This is a genomic window from Paenibacillus mendelii (assembly GCF_024498075.1).
GTDB lineage: Bacteria > Bacillota > Bacilli > Paenibacillales > Paenibacillaceae > Paenibacillus_Z > Paenibacillus_Z mendelii.
Genome location: NZ_JANHOF010000001.1, coordinates 1251062 through 1270094 on the forward strand (window position 1 = coordinate 1251062; position 19033 = coordinate 1270094).

Genomic DNA, 19033 nt, shown 5'->3' on the forward strand with positions numbered 1-19033 from the left:
TTAGACATCAGAACAAGATTATCCGAATATTGGACAAATGTCACCGTTTTCTTGCAAAATACGAGTCAATTGACACTGGGAGTCGCGATCATTCCTCAGACGATCGAAGGGCATCCGCCGGGGTAAGCTTCAGCGCCGATCTTGCCGGACCGATATTGATCAATAACGCGGCCAGCAGCAATCCGAGCAGCATGGGAACGATCATGTCATACGGGTAGTGAAAAGGGATCGCCTCTTCATACGGCTTCACATCCTGAGACAAGGTATGGATGAACAGGTTGGATCCGGTCGTGCCGACCGCCCAGCCCGTTAATAAGCCTGAAGCCGCCACAATGGAGCCTTCCAGCACAAACATCCGTGTGATCTGCGCACCGGACAGACCCATGCAGCTCATCATCGCAATGGCTCTGCTTCTCTCCCGTACAGCTCTAAACTGAACAACAGCAAGTCCAAGGAGCCCGATCAGAGCGGAAAGTGCCGTAAATCCAATAAATCCGCGGAACAATTGGCGATTGACGAGCTGTTCTGCCGCATTATCCGAATAAGGAGCTTGGAACGTCATGATCCCGTTCACGACGAATCGGTCCTTTAACCGCTGAGCCGTTTCCACATGACGATAATCGAACTGCACCAGAACGAAACCGAGTTCATCTTGGTTTGGCCATTTATGACCATACTTTCGAAGCTGCCGATGAACCTCTTCATTCACATAAGTAGCGTCATAAACTTGAATTCTGGCTTTATTATCCGAATTCTCGTCAGCAAACCCGGCAACCACAAACGATTGTTCCGTCAATGGCTTCCATTCATCCTTGCTGCTTCTAAGTTTGTTCTCATAGACCGGGAGCGTAATCCGGTCGCCGGTCTTGATTCGAGTCTGCGCATCTGTGCCTGTGCCGACAAGGGATACGTCGCGATCCGTTATCGGGAGAACGATGTATGCCGGATCGTTCATGACGGCTTTCCACACATCTTCATCGCTTTCGAACCGCGCGTCCCTCTCGATCAGTTTCAATCCACCGCCGCGGACAAGCGCCTCCGTAACCGGGATGACTGCCTGCGCACTTCCCCTCTCCTCCATTAATAGCATATATGGCTCCACAGTCGTAACAGACGTAATGCTGTCTGCGATCTGCTTGTCACGCTCGATGACAGATAGGATGGATGCCTTCTGTTCAGGAGTCGTATATCCCGCATAGCCGCCGAAACCCAGCATCGTTTGATTATTGCGGTCCACATCGTTAACCGTCAATACCATGGTCGATATGCTCGACATAAACGTAATCGTCATCATAACGAATGCAAATAATAGCGAGATCGTTAACGTCCGGCTCCGATGGGCATTCGGATATTTGACTGCAAGAAGCACAGAAACATCCGGAAAACCCAGCCTTCTCGCAATGGCGCCAATCATCCCAGCTCCCCCTGAAACTGCGTGCAGTATCAGAATGACTGCGCCTATACATCCGCAAAGCCACAAGAATAGAACAGCTCCGATGCGGCTGCCGCTAAGCTCGGGCGGAGCAATGAGCGACTGATACAGATGCGCGGCCACAACAATCGCGCAGCCGATGAGGAGAACGAACCGCCGCTTGCTCTTTCGTCCCGGATAAGAAGCTGCTCCCGCAGTTCCATCGCGAAGCGCATCCACAATTCGAATACGGCCAGCTTTCCAAGCCACAACGACAGCAATCATTCCAAGGAATATAGCGATGACTGCAAACAGTTGGACTGTTCCCGCTATACTCACATAGGGAGTAACCGGTATATTTGCCCCGCTTATCCGAGACAGTTCTTCAGAATAAACGCCATAGAACAGCTTCACGAGCGCATACCCGCCCGCCGTGCCAAGCAGCGTCCCTGCCGCAGCGCTGAATATGGAGAGCAGCAGCGCTTCCGCAGCGAATATACCGCCGATCTGGCGGCGCGATATCCCAATGGCGCGGAGCACGCCGTACATCCCCCGTCTCCCCTCGGCGATCATAATGAGCACCTGTCGCATTAATAATGCGCTGGATGCCACAGCCACGCCGCTGATCATCGAGACGATGAATGAAATATTCAGATTATCGGCTTTGTTCTCAGCTTCATATTTCAACAGCCGCAGTTGAAAGATAGCCGAATCCGACTTCCCGTAATACGTGAATCCCGCTACAGGCAGCCCGGGATCGGTACGGCCGGCCAGCAGCGTATGATAGCCGGGCTGCTTCATGCCGACAAGCTTTCGCGCGGCCTCCTCACTGACAATAACCGTCCCCGCCGCTGCCGCATTACCGCCGCGAAATCCCGTTAAGCCCGTCTGTTTGGCCGCGAGCCGGACTTGGAACAGCTGCCGTTTGCCTTCATGATCCATTAATTGAATGGCGTCTCCCTGACGGATATCCATGTCCAGCGCGGTATCTTCGTCGATTACCGCTTCATCGAAGCGAAGGTCGCGGCCCCAGACCTCGGGTTGGGTGGAATCAAAAGATTTTGCCCGCTGGCCAGACAATCCGATGACCAGCATCCCGGTTTTACTTCGCTGCTGCTCGGATCCGGCTTGGCTCCCGGCAATTAGCGTCGAATCTCCTTGAATAACCGGCAAGAATCGAATTGCGGCCCCACCCTGCTTATATTCTGCTATAATCGACTCGGCTTCCTCGGCTGTGAATTCACTTGTCTGTTCGTTCTTGGGTCTTAGCTCCCAGTCGATCGGACCAAAGCGTGCGTCGATCCATGCGTCGCCGCTGTGCTTCACCGACTGATAATTAACGAACGATACGGCAATCAGCAGCGCGCCGATTGCACCGGCAGCAGTCGTTAACAAGGTCTGCTTCCATTGCCTCCGCATATTCTCCCATGCCATCTTCCAAACCAGACGAGTGCCGATCATGACCTGACGCCTCCGTCATGAACGATTCGCCCGTTCTGCATCCGAATCGTCCGATGTGTCCGTGAAGCGATTTGCGGATCATGCGTGACAATGACGATAGTCGTTCCATAATGATGATTGAGCATGTCAAGCAGGCCGATAACCTGCTCGGCGGTGTCAGTATCGAGCGCTCCTGTCGGCTCGTCCGCCCATAGGATCAACGGCTCGCCAATGATCGCCCGGGCAATCGCCACCCGCTGGTTTTGTCCGCCGGAGAGCTCGGAGGGGTAGCGGTTGGCCCGATCAGCCAAGCCAACCCGCTTGAGCGCCTCAAGTGCGCGTTCTTTGGCCTCCTTCCTCCTCACGCCTTGAGCCATGAGCGGAAGCGCCGCATTCTCCCAAGCGCACAGCACGGGAACGAGGTGGTAGGATTGAAAGACGAACCCCATCTTCTGAAGGCGGAAGCGCGAGAGCTCCCGTTCCTTTAAACGGTGAATAGGCATGTCGCCAATCCATACTTCACCTTCGTCCATCTGCTCGATTCCTGCCATTAGATGCAGCAAGGTCGTCTTTCCGCAGCCAGACGGTCCTGTAACCGAAACGGTCTCGCCTTTCTTTATCTCGAAGCTGACCTGCTTAAGTGCGCGCGTAGCCGCTTCACCTGCTCCGAACGTCTTCGTTAATCCTTGGATACGTATCATTCTTAGCGTCTCACCTCGATTATGATTGGGGCACGCCTATAACGTATCAAGCCGATGTGCAGCGATCATCGAGCAATTGTGCAGAACTGATGGAGATTGGAATTACATAGTCTTCTCCGGGCTCTCACTCCGCAATGACCGGCAGGATAAGCCCGAAGCAAGCCCCTTCTCCCCACTTGCTGCTGACGGTAATCTGCCCGCCATGGGCCTCCGCATACTGCTTCGCTATGGCCAATCCAAGTCCAAGCCCTGAACTCCGTCCATTCTCCCCAGAAGATGATATCGGTTTGCCCCGGTAGAAGCGATCAAATAATTGCGGCAATTCCTCTTCCTCGATGCCCCAGCCATCATCCGTCACTTCGAAGACGACCCGGCTCGAATCGAGCTGGATCCGGACTCTTATCTCTTGCCGCGCATGCCGTATGGCATTACCCGCCAAATTGACAACCGCCTGTCTGATCCGAATCTGATCCGCGAACATCCTGATCTCGCTGTCCGACTCGATTCGGATACATATACCCCTATCCTCCGCCTCCGCGGACAGCATCTCCACGACGGATGACACGAGCTCCGTGAACGAGAACCATTGCTTCTCAAGAGGCAGATGGCCCGTCTCTGCCAGAGCCAGCTCCTGCAGATCACGAACGAGCTTCGACATTCGTATGGTCTCGTCGTGCAGGGCCGAAGTCTTGGCAAGAGGCAGCGGTTCACCCGCATATAAGGCGTTGTCGAGCTGCGTACGCATGACCGACAGCGGAGTCCGCAGCTCGTGAGCGATATCGGCAACCATGGTCCGTCTGACCGTTTCCAGTTTGTTTATGCGAAGCTGGGCCCGGCCTAGAGCATGCTCCACCGCAGATAACGGGTCTGCCGGATCCACCGATAATGCATGAGACGCAGGGTTCCCCCTCCCTGCATGCTCCTCTGCCAGCTGCTGCGCCAGTGCATACAGTCGTGACATCTTCCGGTGAAACTCCCGTTGAAACCCTGAGAACCATAACATCCACAGCGTGAATACCGCAGCCGCCAGCGCAATCGCAAGGAGCCAGACCAGCAAGCCAGGGCTCTGACTGCTCAAGGATTCACTATCGCTGTATCCGACAATCCGCCCCTGTACGATGATCGGCTTCGATCGATCAGTACTGCCTTCAACGGCCTTGAATCCATCATGCGATACGAATGACCCCAGCTTGTTTCCTTGCTCGTCCCTAAACGCAATTCGAAACGGCCAGCGATCCGGATATCGGGGGGCATCTGCCTCCAGCTCTTGGGCAAAGCCTTTCCATCCCCCATGATTCTCGTAGTAGAGGGCTGCATACCGGCTCCAATAGAGCGACAACCGCTCCTCCGCATCACGTCCGCCGCTAACTTGCAGAGACCAGCCAATCAATAAAATGATGACAGCAGCGGTTATTGCTGCAGCTGCTCCCATGAGCTTTGCCGCCGCAGTCCGGCTCAGATTCGGCATCCTTGGTCACACCTCTTCGTTGAATGAATAACCCACTCCATACACGGTCAGCACATAACGGGGATCCGCGGGATTCTGCTCAAGCTTGCGCCTTATATTACGAATGTGGGAGTCCATCGTCCGTTCGAAGCCGACATAAGCATCTCCAAGCGCTTCGTCCATGAGCTGCATCCGCGTGTAGACTCTCCCCGGATGCGAGGCCAGCTTCAGAAGCAGCGTAAATTCAGTTCGGGTCAGCTCCACCTTAAGGCAGCTCTTGAATACAGTATATTTGCTGGGATCAATCGTTAATTCCCCCCGGCAAATAGTTGCATCCGCATCGCTGGTTACCTGCATATTCGTCGATCGGCGCGAACGCCTCATGACGGCTTTAATACGCGCGCCCAGCTCACGTAACCCGAATGGCTTGGACACGTAATCATCCGCTCCTAATTCTAGCGCGAGCACCTTGTCGAACTCGTCGCCTTTGGCCGTCACCATAATAACAGGCAGGTTCCATTGCCGCTCGTTAAGCTTGCACAGATCAAGTCCGCTCCCACCGCCCGGCAGCATCCAATCAACAATCAATAAATCAGGCTTGACCGTCTCGATTCGCTGCACTGCCTCTTCATATGTCGATGCGCCATAAACGCGGTAGCCCTCCTGCTTAAAGAATGCGACGCACTCTGCAAGCAAATTCTCTTCATCCTCTACCCATACAATATTCAAAGCCGGTTTTCGCCTCCTCAAGAAAAAAAACCGACTCCCTCCGCCCGCTAGGGACGGCCGAAATCGGCTTTCGAGCCTATCTGTTCTCATTCATGCTTGCCCTGAAAATGACCTGTTCATTAAATCGAGCTTGAATTTGTACGTTCATGGGTACCTTGGCTATCCAGCATGCGGAACCGCAGCAGCAGCAGAAGCGCCGCAAGGGAGAGGAATCCGCCGATCAAATACGGCAGCTCCACATTGACGGTAAACAGGAATGCCCCCATTAGCGGACCGATTATCCGCCCCAGACTATCCATGGAGGAGCTCAACCCGGAGGCTACACCTTGTCCGACGGTCGTCTTCTGCGTAATGAGCGAGGTCACGCACGGACGGATCAGCGCGTTGCCAATGCCGAAGATCGCCAGATATACCGTTGCGGTCCACAGCGAATGCGAGGTGACCAAGAGCAGGAAGCCCACCGCCGATATAATAAGCCCCGCTGCAATAAATTTAGGCTCGTCTCCTTTGCGGATCATACGGCGTACCACGCCGCCCTGAACGAGCGCACCGACCAAGCCGCAGACGAGAAACATGATTCCAACCTGGAGCGGTGTGACATCGAACCGCTTCATGCCGAAGAGCTGAAGCGTCGCCTCGAGTCCAGCCAGTGATAGGGAGACGAATAATGCAAGAACATACAAATATTTGAGCGATCCCGTGAATGCTTTCCAGCGGGAAGGTTTCCGTTCATGAGAAGCGGTTCGCTGCTCCGGGGTTAACGATTCGGTCAGCTTGGTTGCAGCCAGCGCGAACGTTATCAATGCTAGAGCTGCCGCGGCATAGAACGGCGTGTTATGTGAAACGAGGCTAAGCAGCCCGCCAAATCCAGGACCGATCGTAAACCCGAGTCCGATGGACATTCCAACCAGTCCCATCCCCTTCGTACGCTGATCCGGCGGTGTAATGTCCGCAACATAGGCAACGATTACCGAGGTCACCGCTCCCGAGAACAAGCCTCCCAGAACACGGGATATGTACATAAGCGTCAAATTTCCATCCGCGATTCCGAATACGAGGAAGCTTGCAGCAAAGCCAAGCACGCCAATCAGAATTACCGGCCGGCGTCCGATCCGGTCGGACAAACCGCCCCATATCGGCGATAGCACGAAGGATATAGCCGAATAAATCGATAGCATCATCCCGGTGTGAAACTCGACCGAGCCCGGGCTGGCTTCTTTAATAAGCTCAGGTAAAACAGGGATAATAATCCCGAAGCCGATAAATGTTGTAATAAGCATCATCATTACGATGCCAAGCCGTTTGTCTCTCATATTGGTTCCCTCCACCTATCATCGTACCACAACTGCCGGACGTCTTGTTATGAACAAATGAAGAACAAACAACAGCAGCAGAACCGACCCGCTCACAAGAAACGGGGCATGCGGACCGAACAGGTCATAGAGCTTTCCGGACATAATGCTCCCAAACACCATGCCTAAGCCTTCAATAGTCAGGAAGAAGCCCCATACCGCGCCGCGTTCCGATTTTGGAATGGCTTCGGCGATCAGCGCGTTCCACGCTGGAATGATAAGTGCATAGCCCAGACCGATGACTGCAACAATAATCAGGACATAGGGCAGCGATCGGGTATAGCCCAGCACCGGCAGCGCAACGGCAGATAAGAGAAAGCCGACATGTAAGAACCACTTGGTTCCGAAACGGTCGACCCACTTGCCAACCGGTATGAGACCCAGAACCGTAATCGCGCCCCCGGCAACCAAGTACATGCTGTACTGCTGCGGCGTCAGATGCAAGACAGTCCGGGCGTATAAGGTCAGGACGGGCGTCAATAAGCCCAGCGCAAAATTTTGCGTAAACATCGCCGGATACAGGAGCCGGCTAGCGTGCATGGAACGGCGGACTTTAGCAAAATAAGCCCTGATTCGAACCTGAAATGGCGGTTTGGCATCCGCCTCGGCTGCATGTATCTCCTTACGTCCTTCAATTTCCATCGATTTGCGGCGCCCTGGCAGAAAGAGTGCAACGAGCACGACAAGAATCATCATACCGATCAGCAATCGGAACGCCGGAAAATAAGTATTATCAACGATAAAGAAATTAATGATGATCGGTCCAGAACCGACACCAACTAGCCAAGCCATATAGACAACGCTCATAATGGTGCCGCTCGCTTCATTGCCTGCGACAGCCGTCGCCCCCGTAATGACACAAGGCCAGAGCGGGGATGTTCCAACTCCTAGGAGAACACATGCGAGAATGACCCAGCCAAAAGCCGAGGTGAATGATACGATTGCAACGGCAGCGAATGTAAATAAAACGCCGAATAGCATCACATACCGGTATCCGATCCGGTCAATGATCCATCCGAGCGGACTGCGGAAAGCATTGTCACCAATATATTGCAAAGCTAACGCCCAGCCAACCGCGTAGGCGGACAAGCCCAGTACCGTTCCCATATAGACGGGAAGGATAGATATGAGAAGAGCTCCTTTTACAAATTCAACAAGAAACATAATGATTAGCAATTGGACAACAAAAGGCGATGTCAGCACTTTTTTGCCGGCCCAGCCGTTAGCGATTTTCATAGGTGTGCTCCTTTCCCTTCAATAACAAGACTCCCACTCTTCTATAGTTTCTACAAAAATGCCGCTTGCAATCCCCCCTGTTTTTGCTATACTCAACCTTGTTTGTTAACGAAACTTGACGAAAGGTGGGGATGAAACAACGATGGATCATTCTCGTACCCCATTGTTCAGTGCTCTGCGCGAGCACGCGGCTCACAATCCCGTTCAATTCCATATTCCTGGACATAAGAAGGGTCTAGGCAGTGACCCCGAATTCAGATCGTTTATCGGCGATAATGCATTGTCGATCGACTTGATCAATATTGCCCCATTGGATGATTTGCACCAGCCAACCGGCGTAATCGAAGAAGCTCAAAAATTGGCAGCCGATGCTTTCGGAGCCGATTATACCTTTTTTTCGGTACAAGGAACAAGCGGTGCCATCATGACCATGATTTTGTCGGTGTGCGCACCCGGCGAGAAAATTATCGTGCCCCGCAATGTGCACAAGTCGATTATGTCTGCGATCATATTCGCCGGCGCCCGCCCTGTCTTCATCTCACCGGCACGCGATTCGAATCTTGGCATCGATCACGGCATTACAACCCGCTCGGTCAAGCGGGCGCTGGAACGGCATCCCGACGCGAAGGCCGTTCTTGTCATTAACCCGACTTATTTCGGCATCTGCGCGAATTTGAAAGAAATCGTTGATCTGGTTCACAGCTACGATATCCCTGTCCTTGTCGACGAAGCGCATGGCGTTCTCATTCAATTTCACGAGAAGCTGCCAATGTCCGCCATGCAGGCGGGTGCGGATATGGCCGCAACTAGCGTACACAAGCTGGGCGGATCCATGACGCAGAGCTCCGTGCTCAACGTTCGCAAAGGACGCGTGAACCCGCATCGCATTCAGACGATTATAAGCATGCTCACGACAACATCGACATCGTATATTCTGCTCGCTTCCCTGGATACCTCTCGGCGGAACCTGGCGCTGAACGGCCATGATATTGCGGAGCAAACAATATCACTCGCTCAGCTTGCGCGCGATGAGATTAATAATATCCCAGGCCTCTACTGTATAGGGGAAGAAATTTTGGGCGATGAAGCGACTTACGATTACGATCCGACCAAGCTGACCATCCATGTTCGCCATCTGGGCATTACCGGCTACGAAACGGAGAATTGGCTGCGCGACCACCACAACATTGAAGTTGAACTGAGTGACATGTACAACATCCTGTGTCTCGTTACACCAGGAGATACCCGTGATTCGATTGATAAGCTGCTGATCGGACTACGCGAGCTGGCGGATACACACCACATTGTGAACGAAGCGATGGAGCTGGTCGTCAAAATCCCGGAAATCCCCCAGCTCTCGCTCACACCCCGCGACGCATTCTATGCCGAGACTGAAATTGTTCCATTCAAAGAATCCGCGGGACGCATTATCGCTGAGTTTATATATGTTTACCCACCTGGCATCCCGATTCTACTCCCAGGCGAGGTTATCTCTCAGCAGAACATCAATTATATCATCGACCATGTGGAAATCGGACTGCCTGTTAAGGGACCTGAGGACCGCAGCATCCAATTCGTTAAAGTAATCGTGGAAGAGACCGCGATTTCGTAACCGCATCTATCCAACACGAAGACCGGAGAGCAATCTCCGGTCTTCGTGCGTATAGACAGGGCCCCCCGTCCATATGGTCTGATTGGCGGATATTGTCAATCCCAGCCCGGGATGCTATGATGTTGAAGGGGGTGGACTACGTTGGGTCAAAGCGCTTACATCACTTTTACGGACGGCTCTCTCGTCGATCGTCTTGACCTCTCTGGGGTGAAGGCACAATTGGACCGTTATCGCGAACAAACATCGCTGACAGGCCAACAGCTGGGGTGGGATTATACCGAAGCGGCTTTTCCGTATACGTTCGAAACGAAGCCTGGTGAGGAAGATCGTTGGTTCTATTTGAAGGGAACAAGCCCGCTATACAACTACATCCTGTTTGGCGTCGGAACGAAGCAGGACGATGACCGCGAGAAAGCCTTTGTCCAAGTCGTTCTTCCTGATTCGGCTACCCATGGCGACAAGGCAAAGGGCAACGAGCTGTGCAAATATATGGCCAAGCAGCTGCAGGCCGAATTGAAGATGTTTAACGGACGAACCATCTATTACAATCCGCGCAAATAACGATAAACAAACAAGCTCCAGTACCATGGAAGGTTCCGGAGCTTGTTTGTTATCAGATGCTTATTGTGCTAAGCTTCATTCTCACTTTGGGCGATTTCTTCATAGATACGAGTAACGCGTTCCCATTCTGCATCGTCCTCGATACCGACAAGGAAAGCTTCCTCGTTCTCTTCTTCAATTCGGAATATAACACCGTCTGCTTCCGGATCGTTGCGATCCAGCAGGACTGCATAGGCTTTTTCTTCCGATTCGAATGTGTAAACCATTACCATCTCGCGCTCTTTGCCTTCTTCGTCCGTAACTAGAAATACATGCTCTTCATGCTCATGATCGTGATCATGACCACAACCGCAGTTTTCTCCGTGTTGATGTTCACTCATGGGATACCCTCATTTCAATTCATCTATGGACTTTCCTTCGTATCGTAACATGAGAACAATTGCCCGGTCAAACAAAACACCCCCCGCTATGAAACACAGCTGGGGAAGCAGAAACCGCACTATTGCGCGGTAATAATTTTCTCCGAAACAAGCTTCCATTCGTCATTCGCATTCACTTTCAGGAAGAACCGAACGGCATACTTACCAGACGCGTCAAAATTATATTTAATGTCGTCTGTACGGTACCAGAAGTTGTCCTTGTTCACCGATACATTCTGCGATTGAATAACTTTCTCGGTGCCTGACGGGTCATAGATCGATACCTTAACAGCAGCAACCTCGGTCTTTAAATTGTCAATCTGCGCAAACACCTTGAATGTGTAGTGGTTACCTTTGTTGACATTACCAAAGATATTATTGTCTTGGAACAAGAACATATGAACATTCGGTTTATAGACCGTGACCTTCTTCGAAGCCTCGTCCCAAATAACAAGTGACTGCAGCGTGCTGGCTAATTGCCTCACCGCTAAGTACGTCTTCCCGTCAGATATTAGACCCGCATCATCAAGCTCTTCTCCATTAACGATAACTCTTACTTTCTGCGCCGCCGAATCGGCGAACATCATCGTACCGCCCCATAATGACATGACCAGCAGCAAGATGAGAAGCCTTCTGAATTTCATGCTCGCAAACCCTCCATCCGTTTGTCTGGATGTAAGGTTATACTCCCTCATTTGTCCAAAGTTGCGTCAAAACTCAAACTTTTTTCTGTTGAATTTTGTCGGATTCTGTTGATCGCCGCGCTTTCCCGGGAAATGGTATATTATCTCTCATTTCCCGGGCTGCAAGCTATAGCATCATAGACCGTTTACACGAATGTGCGTGTCAATATACAGGGTACCCCTTTGCCTACCGCTCCCGGCCTTCTCATTCCTTCCAAATAACGCATTCCCCTCGCACATGGCGTTTTGCATACCGCACAGGTATCGGATAGAACGAGTCGCATAACAGCTTGTTTACGGTCGGACGGCGACTGCTTCTTTTTGACTACTTTGGCTTTGCTCATGGCCGCTCTCACTCCTGCTCATCGCATCATTCGGTGCTTGGATATTCTATGATGGAGCAGGCGTTCGTGTATCCGCATTTGTCCCGTGGAAACTGACATATTTCGATGGTCAGCCCCTTTAATTTTTCATAAGGAAATGATAAATTGGTTAATAACGGATATGCTCAAGGGGGAACACCCGATTGAAAATACAGATGCTTGGGACAGGAAGCGCGTTTGCAAAAAACTACTACAATACGAATGCGCTGCTCTTCTCAAACGGGAAAACCGCAATGCTGGATTGCGGAATTACAGCGCCATTATCGCTGCATAAGCTTGGCAAAACCTTTGATGAAATCGATGCGCTGCTTATTAGCCATATTCATGCCGACCATATCGGGGGAATGGAAGAATACGCCTTCCAGATGAAATTTGTATACGGACGGAAACCTTTATTGTTCGTGCCAGAGCCTCTGGTTAAGCCCTTGTGGGAATCATCGCTGCAAGGCGGGCTGATGCAGGAGGATCTGCTCTTGCTTGAGGATTATTTTGAAGTGAGGCCGGTCTATGCAGGAATAGGGACAGAGATTCTGCCCGGCCTAACGGTTGAACCGATCCCTACGAAGCATATTGCCAACAAACCGAACTTTTCTTACCTCATCAATGGAACGTTCTTCTATTCAGCCGACATGAAATTTGACGATGACTTATTGAAGACGCTCTGCAAGCGAGGCTGCACAACCATCTTTCATGACTGTCAGCTGCGGCCTCCAGGTGCTGTACATACGACGCTTGATGAGCTTCGGTCCCTACCGGAGGGTATTCAAGAGCGGATTTGGCTCATGCATTACGACGATACTATGCCTCAGTATGAAGGGCGAACGGGATCCATGCGATTTGTAGAACAGCATAAAGAGTATAAATTCAATTAAATGAATGTAAAGCAACAACAAAGAAGGAACAGCTTCGGCTGTTCCTTCTTTGTTGTTTAGAATGCGCTCCGTCAGCTAATCTAGAAGATCGGCAGCTGATCCAGATTGTTTGAGGGATCGCCATCCGCATCGCCGCGAATATACGTGCCCCCATCTCTTCCTTTAAAAGCATTGACGCCTGCTAATTGACCCGCTTCCACTTCCTGCAATGCCTCTTCGTACTGTAAAACACGGCCTGTAGATGTTTGGAAAGCTGTTAAGTCACCGTCACCATTCTTCTGAACGGCAACAATCGATTCCCGATTGTCTGATCCGGCTTGCTCGAATGTGTTCATAGCTTAGCCTCCTTTGTAGTCACAAGGAATAGAATGCCCGCTATGCCCTTCTATTATTCGACATGATCAGGTATGATAGAAACGCACCACGTGCCCGAAAGGAGTTGAACGCAGCCGTGACGTCGGTTTACGTAATTTCGATTATAATGGTCATCGTCTTAACCGCATTGTTTCTGTGGGTCACCAAAAAAGCCTATTCCCGTAAATGGGAGGATGAATAGAACCAGCGTCCGGGTTTCCGTATGCGAGATCCCGGACGACTATTTCAGGAGTCGGTCAAAGGTGCAGCGTATGGATCCGCTACCGTATCCGGGAGTTTCGGATTCAGTGGTTTCTCCGATTCCGGTCCCTCATATACGCTGCCAAGAACCGATTCGCTCTCCGGATAAACCTCCATCATGACTGTATTCGATTGAACTGTCTTCGTTGATCTCCCCAGGAAGTCCGTACAGCCTGAGCACAGCAGCAAACAACCTATCAGAACGATTACTTTTCTCAAGATCGACCATCCCCAGCCTTTATGTTCATGCAATGGGAATAGTATGCTCCAATAATGGATAGGCTAAACGCTTGTTTAGTGTCTTCTTGTCTTGCTGTCGGGTCCTGCTTCTGGAGGCAGCTTGCGTCCCCACACGAACAGCTCGTCGTATGCGAATGAATCCTTAACCACAAGACGGGTGGTGCACCACGAGACGATCCCGACGATACCGAATAAACCAACGATCCATACAGCCAAATAAGCCGCTTCGTTCATCATAATCTCCGCCTCTCTTCCAACTGCATCTACCATAAAGATATGATTGCAGCCTGTCGAATAGTCTCGTTATGAGAGCGGATTCTTATAAGATATAATTTTTCTTGATAAATGTGTTGACTTTCTGATTTGAACTTGTTATATTATTACTTGTCACTGCGACATGATCTGTTAGCTCAGCTGGGAGAGCACCATCTTGACAGGGTGGGGGTCAGTGGTTCGAGCCCACTACAGATCACCATACTTCTAAAGCTGAAACCCTTGATAATCAAGGGTTTTTTTGTTTTTTAAATTTTTCAAACCCTCTGATTCCAACGATTTTCCCACGTGATACGAATCTGTCTCCGATCAAATAGAAAAAGGCAGAGCGGGATGTTACGCCCTTCTGCCTTCATTCTTATTAAAGATATTAATTTCGGTTCCTCCCAGCCAAATCCTAAAGACCAGTTGGCTTATATTTCTCTCTCCCAGCTCGTGCCACATGAACGGAGCATCACCGAGAAATTCCTTTTAGCTGCATTCCTTTCGCACCTTCACGGAGCAAATTAAATCTGCTATAAATCAAACAATGTAGAGGAGCCTATCAATCTCCTGCGTAAAGGTTCCTTTTCTAATCTAATTGAATTCCATCATATAATCATATAATCCGGTTTTATACAAGAAATGGGGGTTCACCTCGCATACTTGTCCACACCTTTCCTCGGAAACAATCATAGAATGCATTAATTCCAAAGAAAGGGTGATTGAATTGGCAAACACAGATGTAAGGCTCCAACTTTTCTCCGGCAATAATTTTACAAATCGGCGTATTGTTCTTAGACGTGGCGGGGTAGCAATTCGAGATTTGGGAGCATTTCGTTTTGATAACGTCCTTTCCAGTTTCCGTCTAAGAAATGTTTCAACCACAGATTCTGTGACACTAGTTTTATTTTCACGAATTAACTTCCAGGGGTCCGTTCGCGTTTTTCGTGGAGCCCAAAACGTATCAAATTTAGGGAATTTCAATAATCTAACTTCTTCCTTAATTTTAGTAGGACGTAACCTTACAGATGCCCAGATTCGACAGATCCAAAGTACCGGTAACCCTCCTCGTGATATTTTGGTTATCAGACAATAACAAACTGGTGAATTAGGCACAGAGATGTGCCTTTTTTTTTCGGGCTCTCCCCTACTAGGTGCCGTGCCCTGAATATGTATGGTTTGATGCCTCGTAGTGTCCAATAAGAAAAGAAGCAAAGGCGTATTTAACGCAGTCCAGAAGCAATCGAATGTGACTGTACACTGCCGGTTGCAATAGCTATCGACCTTCGCAAAGCAGCTGCCGTTAAATAAGAATAACTATTGATATTTGTGTAATAATACAACGGTGTCATTACAAATGTGGAGGTTGTTTAACATGAACACGCAAAGAGCACAAGAGATCGTCGATTCACCTACCATGATTAACGTGACCTATCAAGGAACAAATATCTATATTCAACATGTTGACGAAAAAACGGAAATGGCAAGAATCTACCCGCTTGATGAGCCGGAGAAAGAGCTGACGGTGCCTTTACACAACTTAAGTGAGCACTAGATATGCAAAAGTCGTCTTATAAAGGGACGACTTTTTTTATATGAATATATCCATCAAAACGAAAGGAAGGTATGAACATGAATAACGTTCCAAAGCTTCTTTTGGGGGCCGGAGTCGTATTAATTATCGTTGCTCTGATCTGGATGTTCCTCGGTCGGTTTATGAATCTAGGCCGGCTGCCAGGCGATGTGGCCGTTGAGAAAGGTAATTTCAAGGTTTACTTCCCAATTGTGACTTGTATCGTAATAAGCGTCGTTCTTTCGTTGATTATGTATGTCGTACGCTTATTTATGAAATAAATTCCGGAAATTCATCCATGTCCGATCATCAAGCGCTAGGAATGCTTCCGGCTGGACCGAATGACCTCTGCGCACAGCACAAACAAAGAAAAAGCCGGGCCGCAAGGGCACCGACTGCGTGAAAGGCTGCTTTACATAAGAAATTCCAGACTTTTCGTGAAAATGAAGGGCACAGTGAATCAAAGAGCTTCAAGAGCAGCCTTATATTTATTATAATCTTCTTCCGGAAGATCCCCGTTTAGCTGCACAAGAACATTACCATGAGCGATGGTCCAAGAAAACAATATGGCTGAACTTTTTCCTAGCTCATCATAGTAATTCTTCATTTCCTTCAAGTCTTTCTCTTTGTCGTAGATTAAAATACGACCGCCGGAGTCGTCACCTAAGGATGGAATGATGAATCGAACAGCTTCCTTTGGCTTCATTGGTGCTATACCGAAGTCATCTTTTGTCATTTTGCGCGGTTCATCGGCAGCAAGCCCCGCATCTTTAAAGGCTTTGATTACATCATCGGTAGATATAGCTTTCGTCGATGAATCCCCTGCACAACCAGTTAAACCAACAACTATGAGAATATAAAACAAAATAATCGATAAACGCTTCAAGCACATCTCTCCCCTTTTACATATCCTGCTATTCTACTATAGATGTCACCATTTGGAGATAGATAGTAATAGAGAACGATGAATATGATTCGATTATTGAAGCAAAATAAGATGTCTCTCCAAACAAATCCAAGGGAGTGTTGAATGTGCGCGAAGGATTGATTCCTGCTGTTCTTGGAACCGTGGTATCTGCTTCCGGTGCAACACTGCTTAAAAGCAAGTACAAACTTGTTGGTACTGGTGTTCTGGGCTTTGGTCTTGCCCACATTGTGCTCGGCACAATAGATTTGATCGAACATCGGTAGGTTTGGCGAGGCATTTGAGGGGGTATGGGTATGAGCCTCCCCTTCCCTAAGATTTGGAAGCTTTTCCGAGCAATGACTCATCCGATCCGATTTATCCATACCCGATTGCTACCTACCTCGCAATCTGAGGGATAATACAGCTGACAGCCAGCCGCTATCTGATGCATGTGTGCATATTGATGAAATTGTATGGACCACGCCGCTATAATGAGTTAAGGGACTGCTGCATGCAGTCCCTTTTCTAGTTCCATCAACTATGAAACGGGATGATTCTCGTCCTCATGTGTAAGGTAACGGGTCTTCATGATTCCATCCCATCTCAATTTTTCAATTATATGCAACAATATGGACAGTGTCTGCGTCTGAAGGGTACATACGTATGACAAACAATTCTAAGAGGTGATATCCATGAGAAAAAGACTGTTTCTCTCCGCCGTGATTATGCTGCTTGTACTTGCCGTCGGACAGAACGTTTGGGCGTTCTCGGATACGAAGAATGATCCGAATGAAGCGAAGATTAACGAGCTGCAGAAGCAGGGCATTGTAACCGGTGATAAGGACGGATCGTTCAAGCCGCAGGATAAGCTGACCTATGCCGCAGGCGTATCAATGATCGTTAAAGGTCTAGGTCTGAATATCGACAATCTGAGATTCATCAAGAAGCCGGAAGCTAGCGATTACTTCACAAAGGCTAAGGACGGCGCATGGTATTCCGATGCCTTCATCATCGCCTACCATAACAATCTGGATATCGATAAGGATGTCGATCCTTCAGCATTTATGACACGAGAGCAGTTTGCCCATCATTTATTCCAAGGGATCTTGAAGAAGGGCGATTATGCGTTCATCCAAATTTATATGGAGCTTAAGGATGAGGCTGATGTAACGCCTGCTTATATGGAAAGCATTCAAAAACTGCTCATTACAAAGATTGCTGAGCTCGATAAGAACAATAAGTTCTATCCGAAGGAAACCATTAAGCGCGGTGAAGCTGCAGCATGGCTCCATGATGCCATCTTGTTTGTGAAAGATCAGGCTTTGAAGCCGGATCCTGGCATTGAGCCAGAGCCATTCCCGTACACTGATATGAAGCTCACTACAAAAGCCGTGAATGATCAAATTCAAGAAGTAACCGTATCCGCTATGGCGCCGCATCCTGGCTACGGCATGCGGATTGCTTCCATCACATTTGACGGCGATCAGGCCATCATCCAGATTGAAGCCGTTCATCCGGAAGAAGATCGCATGTACCCGCAAGTCATCACCGAAGTCAAAGCGACGACTTATGTCGCCTCAAGCTACAAGCCGGTCCTCAGCCAGACCGGGGCCTCGACAGACGGTTCGGATGCGGTGGATAATTCTTCATCAGCGCCGGCAGTGATCGATCCTGGCATGAAAGCACAATAAGACAAACGAGAACCCTTAGAGCGCCGTATCGGCTTTCTCTAAGGGTTCTCGTTTGTCCAGGCACTCTTTCCCATTTATATCCGCTGGCGCCATTTCAGGCGGTATCAGCGCCGCGAGCACGGCTCTACGCCATATTCATCCTCCCGGCCCTTCCTTCTAGCGGTTACATAAGCGTTTAACGAACCTGTTATTCCAGATCCGCAGCCACTTCAAGGCTAGCCAGCGACGGGATACACCAATCGATTTCCGGGCTGCCGATCCGTCTTAAGAATGCGTTCGTTCGGGAGAACGGACGGCTGCCGAAGAAGCCTCGATGCGCGGCGAATGGACTCGGATGCGGTGAAGCAATGATACAATGGCGGTCCGTATCGATCGAAGCCGCTTTCTCCTGCGCATGCTTACCCCATAGTATGAAGACGACTGGCCGCTCCCGTTCGTTTAACGACATGACGACAGCATCCGTGAATCTCTCCCAGCCATTCCCCTGATGAGATGCCGCTAATCCTGCTTCTACGGTCAGCACATTGTTCAGCAGCAGAACGCCCTGCTTCGCCCATGGCAGCAGATGACCGTGATCCGGTATTGGACATCCTAAATCTTCTTTAAGCTCTTTAAATATATTTTGGAGCGACGGTGGAGACTTCACACCCGGTTGTACGGAGAAGCTAAATCCATGGGCTTGACCTGGACCATGATAGGGGTCCTGGCCCAATATGACAACACGCGTATCCTCATAGGACGTATAATGGAGCGCATTAAAAATATCATGCATATTAGGGTAAACTGTTTTATGACGATACTGTTCAGCCAAAAAAGCACGCAGTTCTTTATAATAAGTCTGCTCCAGTTCCTGGTTTAATACAGATGCCCAATCATTCTTAAAAATTACACTCATTATGTACCCTC

At 49.8% G+C, this 19033-nt stretch carries 21 protein-coding genes and 1 tRNA gene; 8 read left to right on the forward strand and 14 right to left on the reverse strand.

The window, feature by feature from the left end; all coding sequences use genetic code 11:
• Positions 1–88 precede the first annotated feature (88 nt).
• The 6 genes from NNL21_RS05715 to NNL21_RS05740 all read right to left on the reverse strand — a co-directional run bounded on the left by NNL21_RS05715 (position 89) and on the right by NNL21_RS05740 (position 8316).
• Positions 89–2872: an ABC transporter permease gene (locus tag NNL21_RS05715; protein WP_204816446.1), complete on the reverse strand. Its 2784-nt coding sequence runs from the start codon at positions 2870–2872 to the stop codon at positions 89–91.
• Positions 2869–3552, reverse strand: a complete 684-nt coding sequence (locus tag NNL21_RS05720; RefSeq protein ID WP_204816447.1) for an ABC transporter ATP-binding protein — start codon at positions 3550–3552, stop codon at positions 2869–2871. Before NNL21_RS05720 ends, NNL21_RS05715 begins: the two co-directional genes overlap by 4 nt.
• Positions 3553–3676: 124 nt before the next feature.
• Positions 3677–5020: a sensor histidine kinase gene (locus NNL21_RS05725; RefSeq protein WP_204816448.1), complete on the reverse strand. Its 1344-nt coding sequence runs from the start codon at positions 5018–5020 to the stop codon at positions 3677–3679.
• 6 nt (positions 5021–5026) lie between these two features.
• Positions 5027–5728 carry a response regulator gene (locus tag NNL21_RS05730; RefSeq protein WP_204816449.1) on the reverse strand — a complete coding sequence of 234 codons (702 nt, stop codon included), beginning with the start codon at positions 5726–5728 and terminating at the stop codon, positions 5027–5029.
• A gap of 119 nt (positions 5729–5847) precedes the next feature.
• On the reverse strand, positions 5848–7041 hold the full coding sequence (locus NNL21_RS05735) for an MFS transporter (protein WP_204816450.1): 1194 nt from the start codon (positions 7039–7041) through the stop codon (positions 5848–5850).
• Between the two features lie 18 nt (positions 7042–7059).
• Complete coding sequence (locus NNL21_RS05740; protein WP_204816451.1) at positions 7060–8316, reverse strand: MFS transporter; 1257 nt, start codon at positions 8314–8316, stop codon at positions 7060–7062.
• Between the two features lie 142 nt (positions 8317–8458).
• On the opposite strand from NNL21_RS05740, the gene NNL21_RS05745 reads away from it, so the two are divergent.
• Together NNL21_RS05745 and NNL21_RS05750 are read left to right on the forward strand one after the other, a co-directional pair.
• On the forward strand, positions 8459–9928 hold the full coding sequence (locus NNL21_RS05745; RefSeq protein WP_204816452.1) for an aminotransferase class I/II-fold pyridoxal phosphate-dependent enzyme: 1470 nt from the start codon (positions 8459–8461) through the stop codon (positions 9926–9928).
• Between the two features lie 141 nt (positions 9929–10069).
• Positions 10070–10489, forward strand: a complete 420-nt coding sequence (locus NNL21_RS05750; protein ID WP_204816453.1) for a DUF1885 family protein — start codon at positions 10070–10072, stop codon at positions 10487–10489.
• Between the two features lie 68 nt (positions 10490–10557).
• Here NNL21_RS05750 and NNL21_RS05755 read toward each other — a convergent pair whose 3' ends face one another.
• The 3 genes from NNL21_RS05755 to NNL21_RS05765 all read right to left on the reverse strand — a co-directional run bounded on the left by NNL21_RS05755 (position 10558) and on the right by NNL21_RS05765 (position 11935).
• On the reverse strand, positions 10558–10869 hold the full coding sequence (locus NNL21_RS05755) for a DUF1292 domain-containing protein (RefSeq protein WP_204816454.1): 312 nt from the start codon (positions 10867–10869) through the stop codon (positions 10558–10560).
• A 119-nt stretch (positions 10870–10988) separates the two neighbouring features.
• Complete coding sequence (locus tag NNL21_RS05760) at positions 10989–11552, reverse strand: stalk domain-containing protein (RefSeq protein WP_204816455.1); 564 nt, start codon at positions 11550–11552, stop codon at positions 10989–10991.
• Between the two features lie 185 nt (positions 11553–11737).
• On the reverse strand, positions 11738–11935 hold the full coding sequence (locus tag NNL21_RS05765; protein WP_204816456.1) for a hypothetical protein: 198 nt from the start codon (positions 11933–11935) through the stop codon (positions 11738–11740).
• A gap of 182 nt (positions 11936–12117) precedes the next feature.
• On the opposite strand from NNL21_RS05765, the gene NNL21_RS05770 reads away from it, so the two are divergent.
• Positions 12118–12846, forward strand: a complete 729-nt coding sequence (locus tag NNL21_RS05770) for an MBL fold metallo-hydrolase (RefSeq protein ID WP_256555061.1) — start codon at positions 12118–12120, stop codon at positions 12844–12846.
• An 80-nt stretch (positions 12847–12926) separates the two neighbouring features.
• On the opposite strand, the gene NNL21_RS05775 is transcribed toward NNL21_RS05770, so the two are convergent.
• From NNL21_RS05775 to NNL21_RS05785, 3 genes are all read right to left on the reverse strand, one after another.
• Positions 12927–13181 carry a DUF3892 domain-containing protein gene (locus NNL21_RS05775; RefSeq protein ID WP_204816457.1) on the reverse strand — a complete coding sequence of 85 codons (255 nt, stop codon included), beginning with the start codon at positions 13179–13181 and terminating at the stop codon, positions 12927–12929.
• Between the two features lie 265 nt (positions 13182–13446).
• On the reverse strand, positions 13447–13680 hold the full coding sequence (locus NNL21_RS05780; RefSeq protein WP_204816458.1) for a hypothetical protein: 234 nt from the start codon (positions 13678–13680) through the stop codon (positions 13447–13449).
• Positions 13681–13755: 75 nt separating this feature from the next.
• Entirely contained in the window at positions 13756–13938 is a 183-nt protein-coding gene (locus NNL21_RS05785; RefSeq protein WP_204816459.1) for a hypothetical protein, read from the reverse strand.
• A gap of 162 nt (positions 13939–14100) precedes the next feature.
• On the opposite strand from NNL21_RS05785, the gene NNL21_RS05790 reads away from it, so the two are divergent.
• The 3 genes from NNL21_RS05790 (at position 14101) to NNL21_RS05800 (ending at position 15810) form a co-directional block, all read left to right on the forward strand.
• Positions 14101–14176: transfer RNA gene (locus tag NNL21_RS05790), tRNA-Val, on the forward strand.
• A 1155-nt stretch (positions 14177–15331) separates the two neighbouring features.
• Complete coding sequence (locus NNL21_RS05795; protein ID WP_204816460.1) at positions 15332–15511, forward strand: small acid-soluble spore protein H; 180 nt, start codon at positions 15332–15334, stop codon at positions 15509–15511.
• Positions 15512–15588: 77 nt separating this feature from the next.
• A complete protein-coding gene (locus tag NNL21_RS05800) occupies positions 15589–15810 on the forward strand; it encodes a DUF2905 domain-containing protein (RefSeq protein WP_204816461.1) in 222 nt (73 codons plus the stop codon).
• 179 nt (positions 15811–15989) lie between these two features.
• Here the strand turns inward: NNL21_RS05800 and NNL21_RS05805 are convergent, their stop codons facing one another.
• A complete protein-coding gene (locus tag NNL21_RS05805; protein WP_204816462.1) occupies positions 15990–16415 on the reverse strand; it encodes a stress protein in 426 nt (141 codons plus the stop codon).
• A 146-nt stretch (positions 16416–16561) separates the two neighbouring features.
• Here NNL21_RS05805 and NNL21_RS05810 point away from each other — a divergent pair, with 146 nt between their 5' ends.
• Positions 16562–16720: an asparagine synthase gene (locus NNL21_RS05810; RefSeq protein ID WP_204816463.1), complete on the forward strand. Its 159-nt coding sequence runs from the start codon at positions 16562–16564 to the stop codon at positions 16718–16720.
• Positions 16721–17128: 408 nt separating this feature from the next.
• Positions 17129–18127 (forward strand): S-layer homology domain-containing protein, encoded by a 999-nt coding sequence (locus tag NNL21_RS05815; protein WP_256555062.1) that lies wholly within the window; start codon positions 17129–17131, stop codon positions 18125–18127.
• A gap of 187 nt (positions 18128–18314) precedes the next feature.
• On the opposite strand, the gene NNL21_RS05820 is transcribed toward NNL21_RS05815, so the two are convergent.
• Entirely contained in the window at positions 18315–19022 is a 708-nt protein-coding gene (locus tag NNL21_RS05820) for a uracil-DNA glycosylase (protein WP_204816464.1), read from the reverse strand.
• Positions 19023–19033 lie beyond the last annotated feature (11 nt).

Coding starts and splice junctions, on each gene's coding strand:
- NNL21_RS05715 (WP_204816446.1), bottom strand. CDS start 2,872: ATGATCGGCACTCGTCTGGTTTGGAAGATGGCATGGGAGAATATGCGG.
- NNL21_RS05720 (WP_204816447.1), bottom strand. CDS start 3,552: ATGATACGTATCCAAGGATTAACGAAGACGTTCGGAGCAGGTGAAGCG.
- NNL21_RS05725 (WP_204816448.1), bottom strand. CDS start 5,020: ATGCCGAATCTGAGCCGGACTGCGGCGGCAAAGCTCATGGGAGCAGCT.
- NNL21_RS05735 (WP_204816450.1), bottom strand. CDS start 7,041: ATGAGAGACAAACGGCTTGGCATCGTAATGATGATGCTTATTACAACA.
- NNL21_RS05740 (WP_204816451.1), bottom strand. CDS start 8,316: ATGAAAATCGCTAACGGCTGGGCCGGCAAAAAAGTGCTGACATCGCCT.
- NNL21_RS05745 (WP_204816452.1), top strand. CDS start 8,459: ATGGATCATTCTCGTACCCCATTGTTCAGTGCTCTGCGCGAGCACGCG.
- NNL21_RS05755 (WP_204816454.1), bottom strand. CDS start 10,869: ATGAGTGAACATCAACACGGAGAAAACTGCGGTTGTGGTCATGATCAC.
- NNL21_RS05760 (WP_204816455.1), bottom strand. CDS start 11,552: ATGAAATTCAGAAGGCTTCTCATCTTGCTGCTGGTCATGTCATTATGG.
- NNL21_RS05765 (WP_204816456.1), bottom strand. CDS start 11,935: ATGAGCAAAGCCAAAGTAGTCAAAAAGAAGCAGTCGCCGTCCGACCGT.
- NNL21_RS05775 (WP_204816457.1), bottom strand. CDS start 13,181: ATGAACACATTCGAGCAAGCCGGATCAGACAATCGGGAATCGATTGTT.
- NNL21_RS05785 (WP_204816459.1), bottom strand. CDS start 13,938: ATGATGAACGAAGCGGCTTATTTGGCTGTATGGATCGTTGGTTTATTC.
- NNL21_RS05795 (WP_204816460.1), top strand. CDS start 15,332: ATGAACACGCAAAGAGCACAAGAGATCGTCGATTCACCTACCATGATT.
- NNL21_RS05800 (WP_204816461.1), top strand. CDS start 15,589: ATGAATAACGTTCCAAAGCTTCTTTTGGGGGCCGGAGTCGTATTAATT.
- NNL21_RS05815 (WP_256555062.1), top strand. CDS start 17,129: ATGAGAAAAAGACTGTTTCTCTCCGCCGTGATTATGCTGCTTGTACTT.
- NNL21_RS05820 (WP_204816464.1), bottom strand. CDS start 19,022: ATGAGTGTAATTTTTAAGAATGATTGGGCATCTGTATTAAACCAGGAA.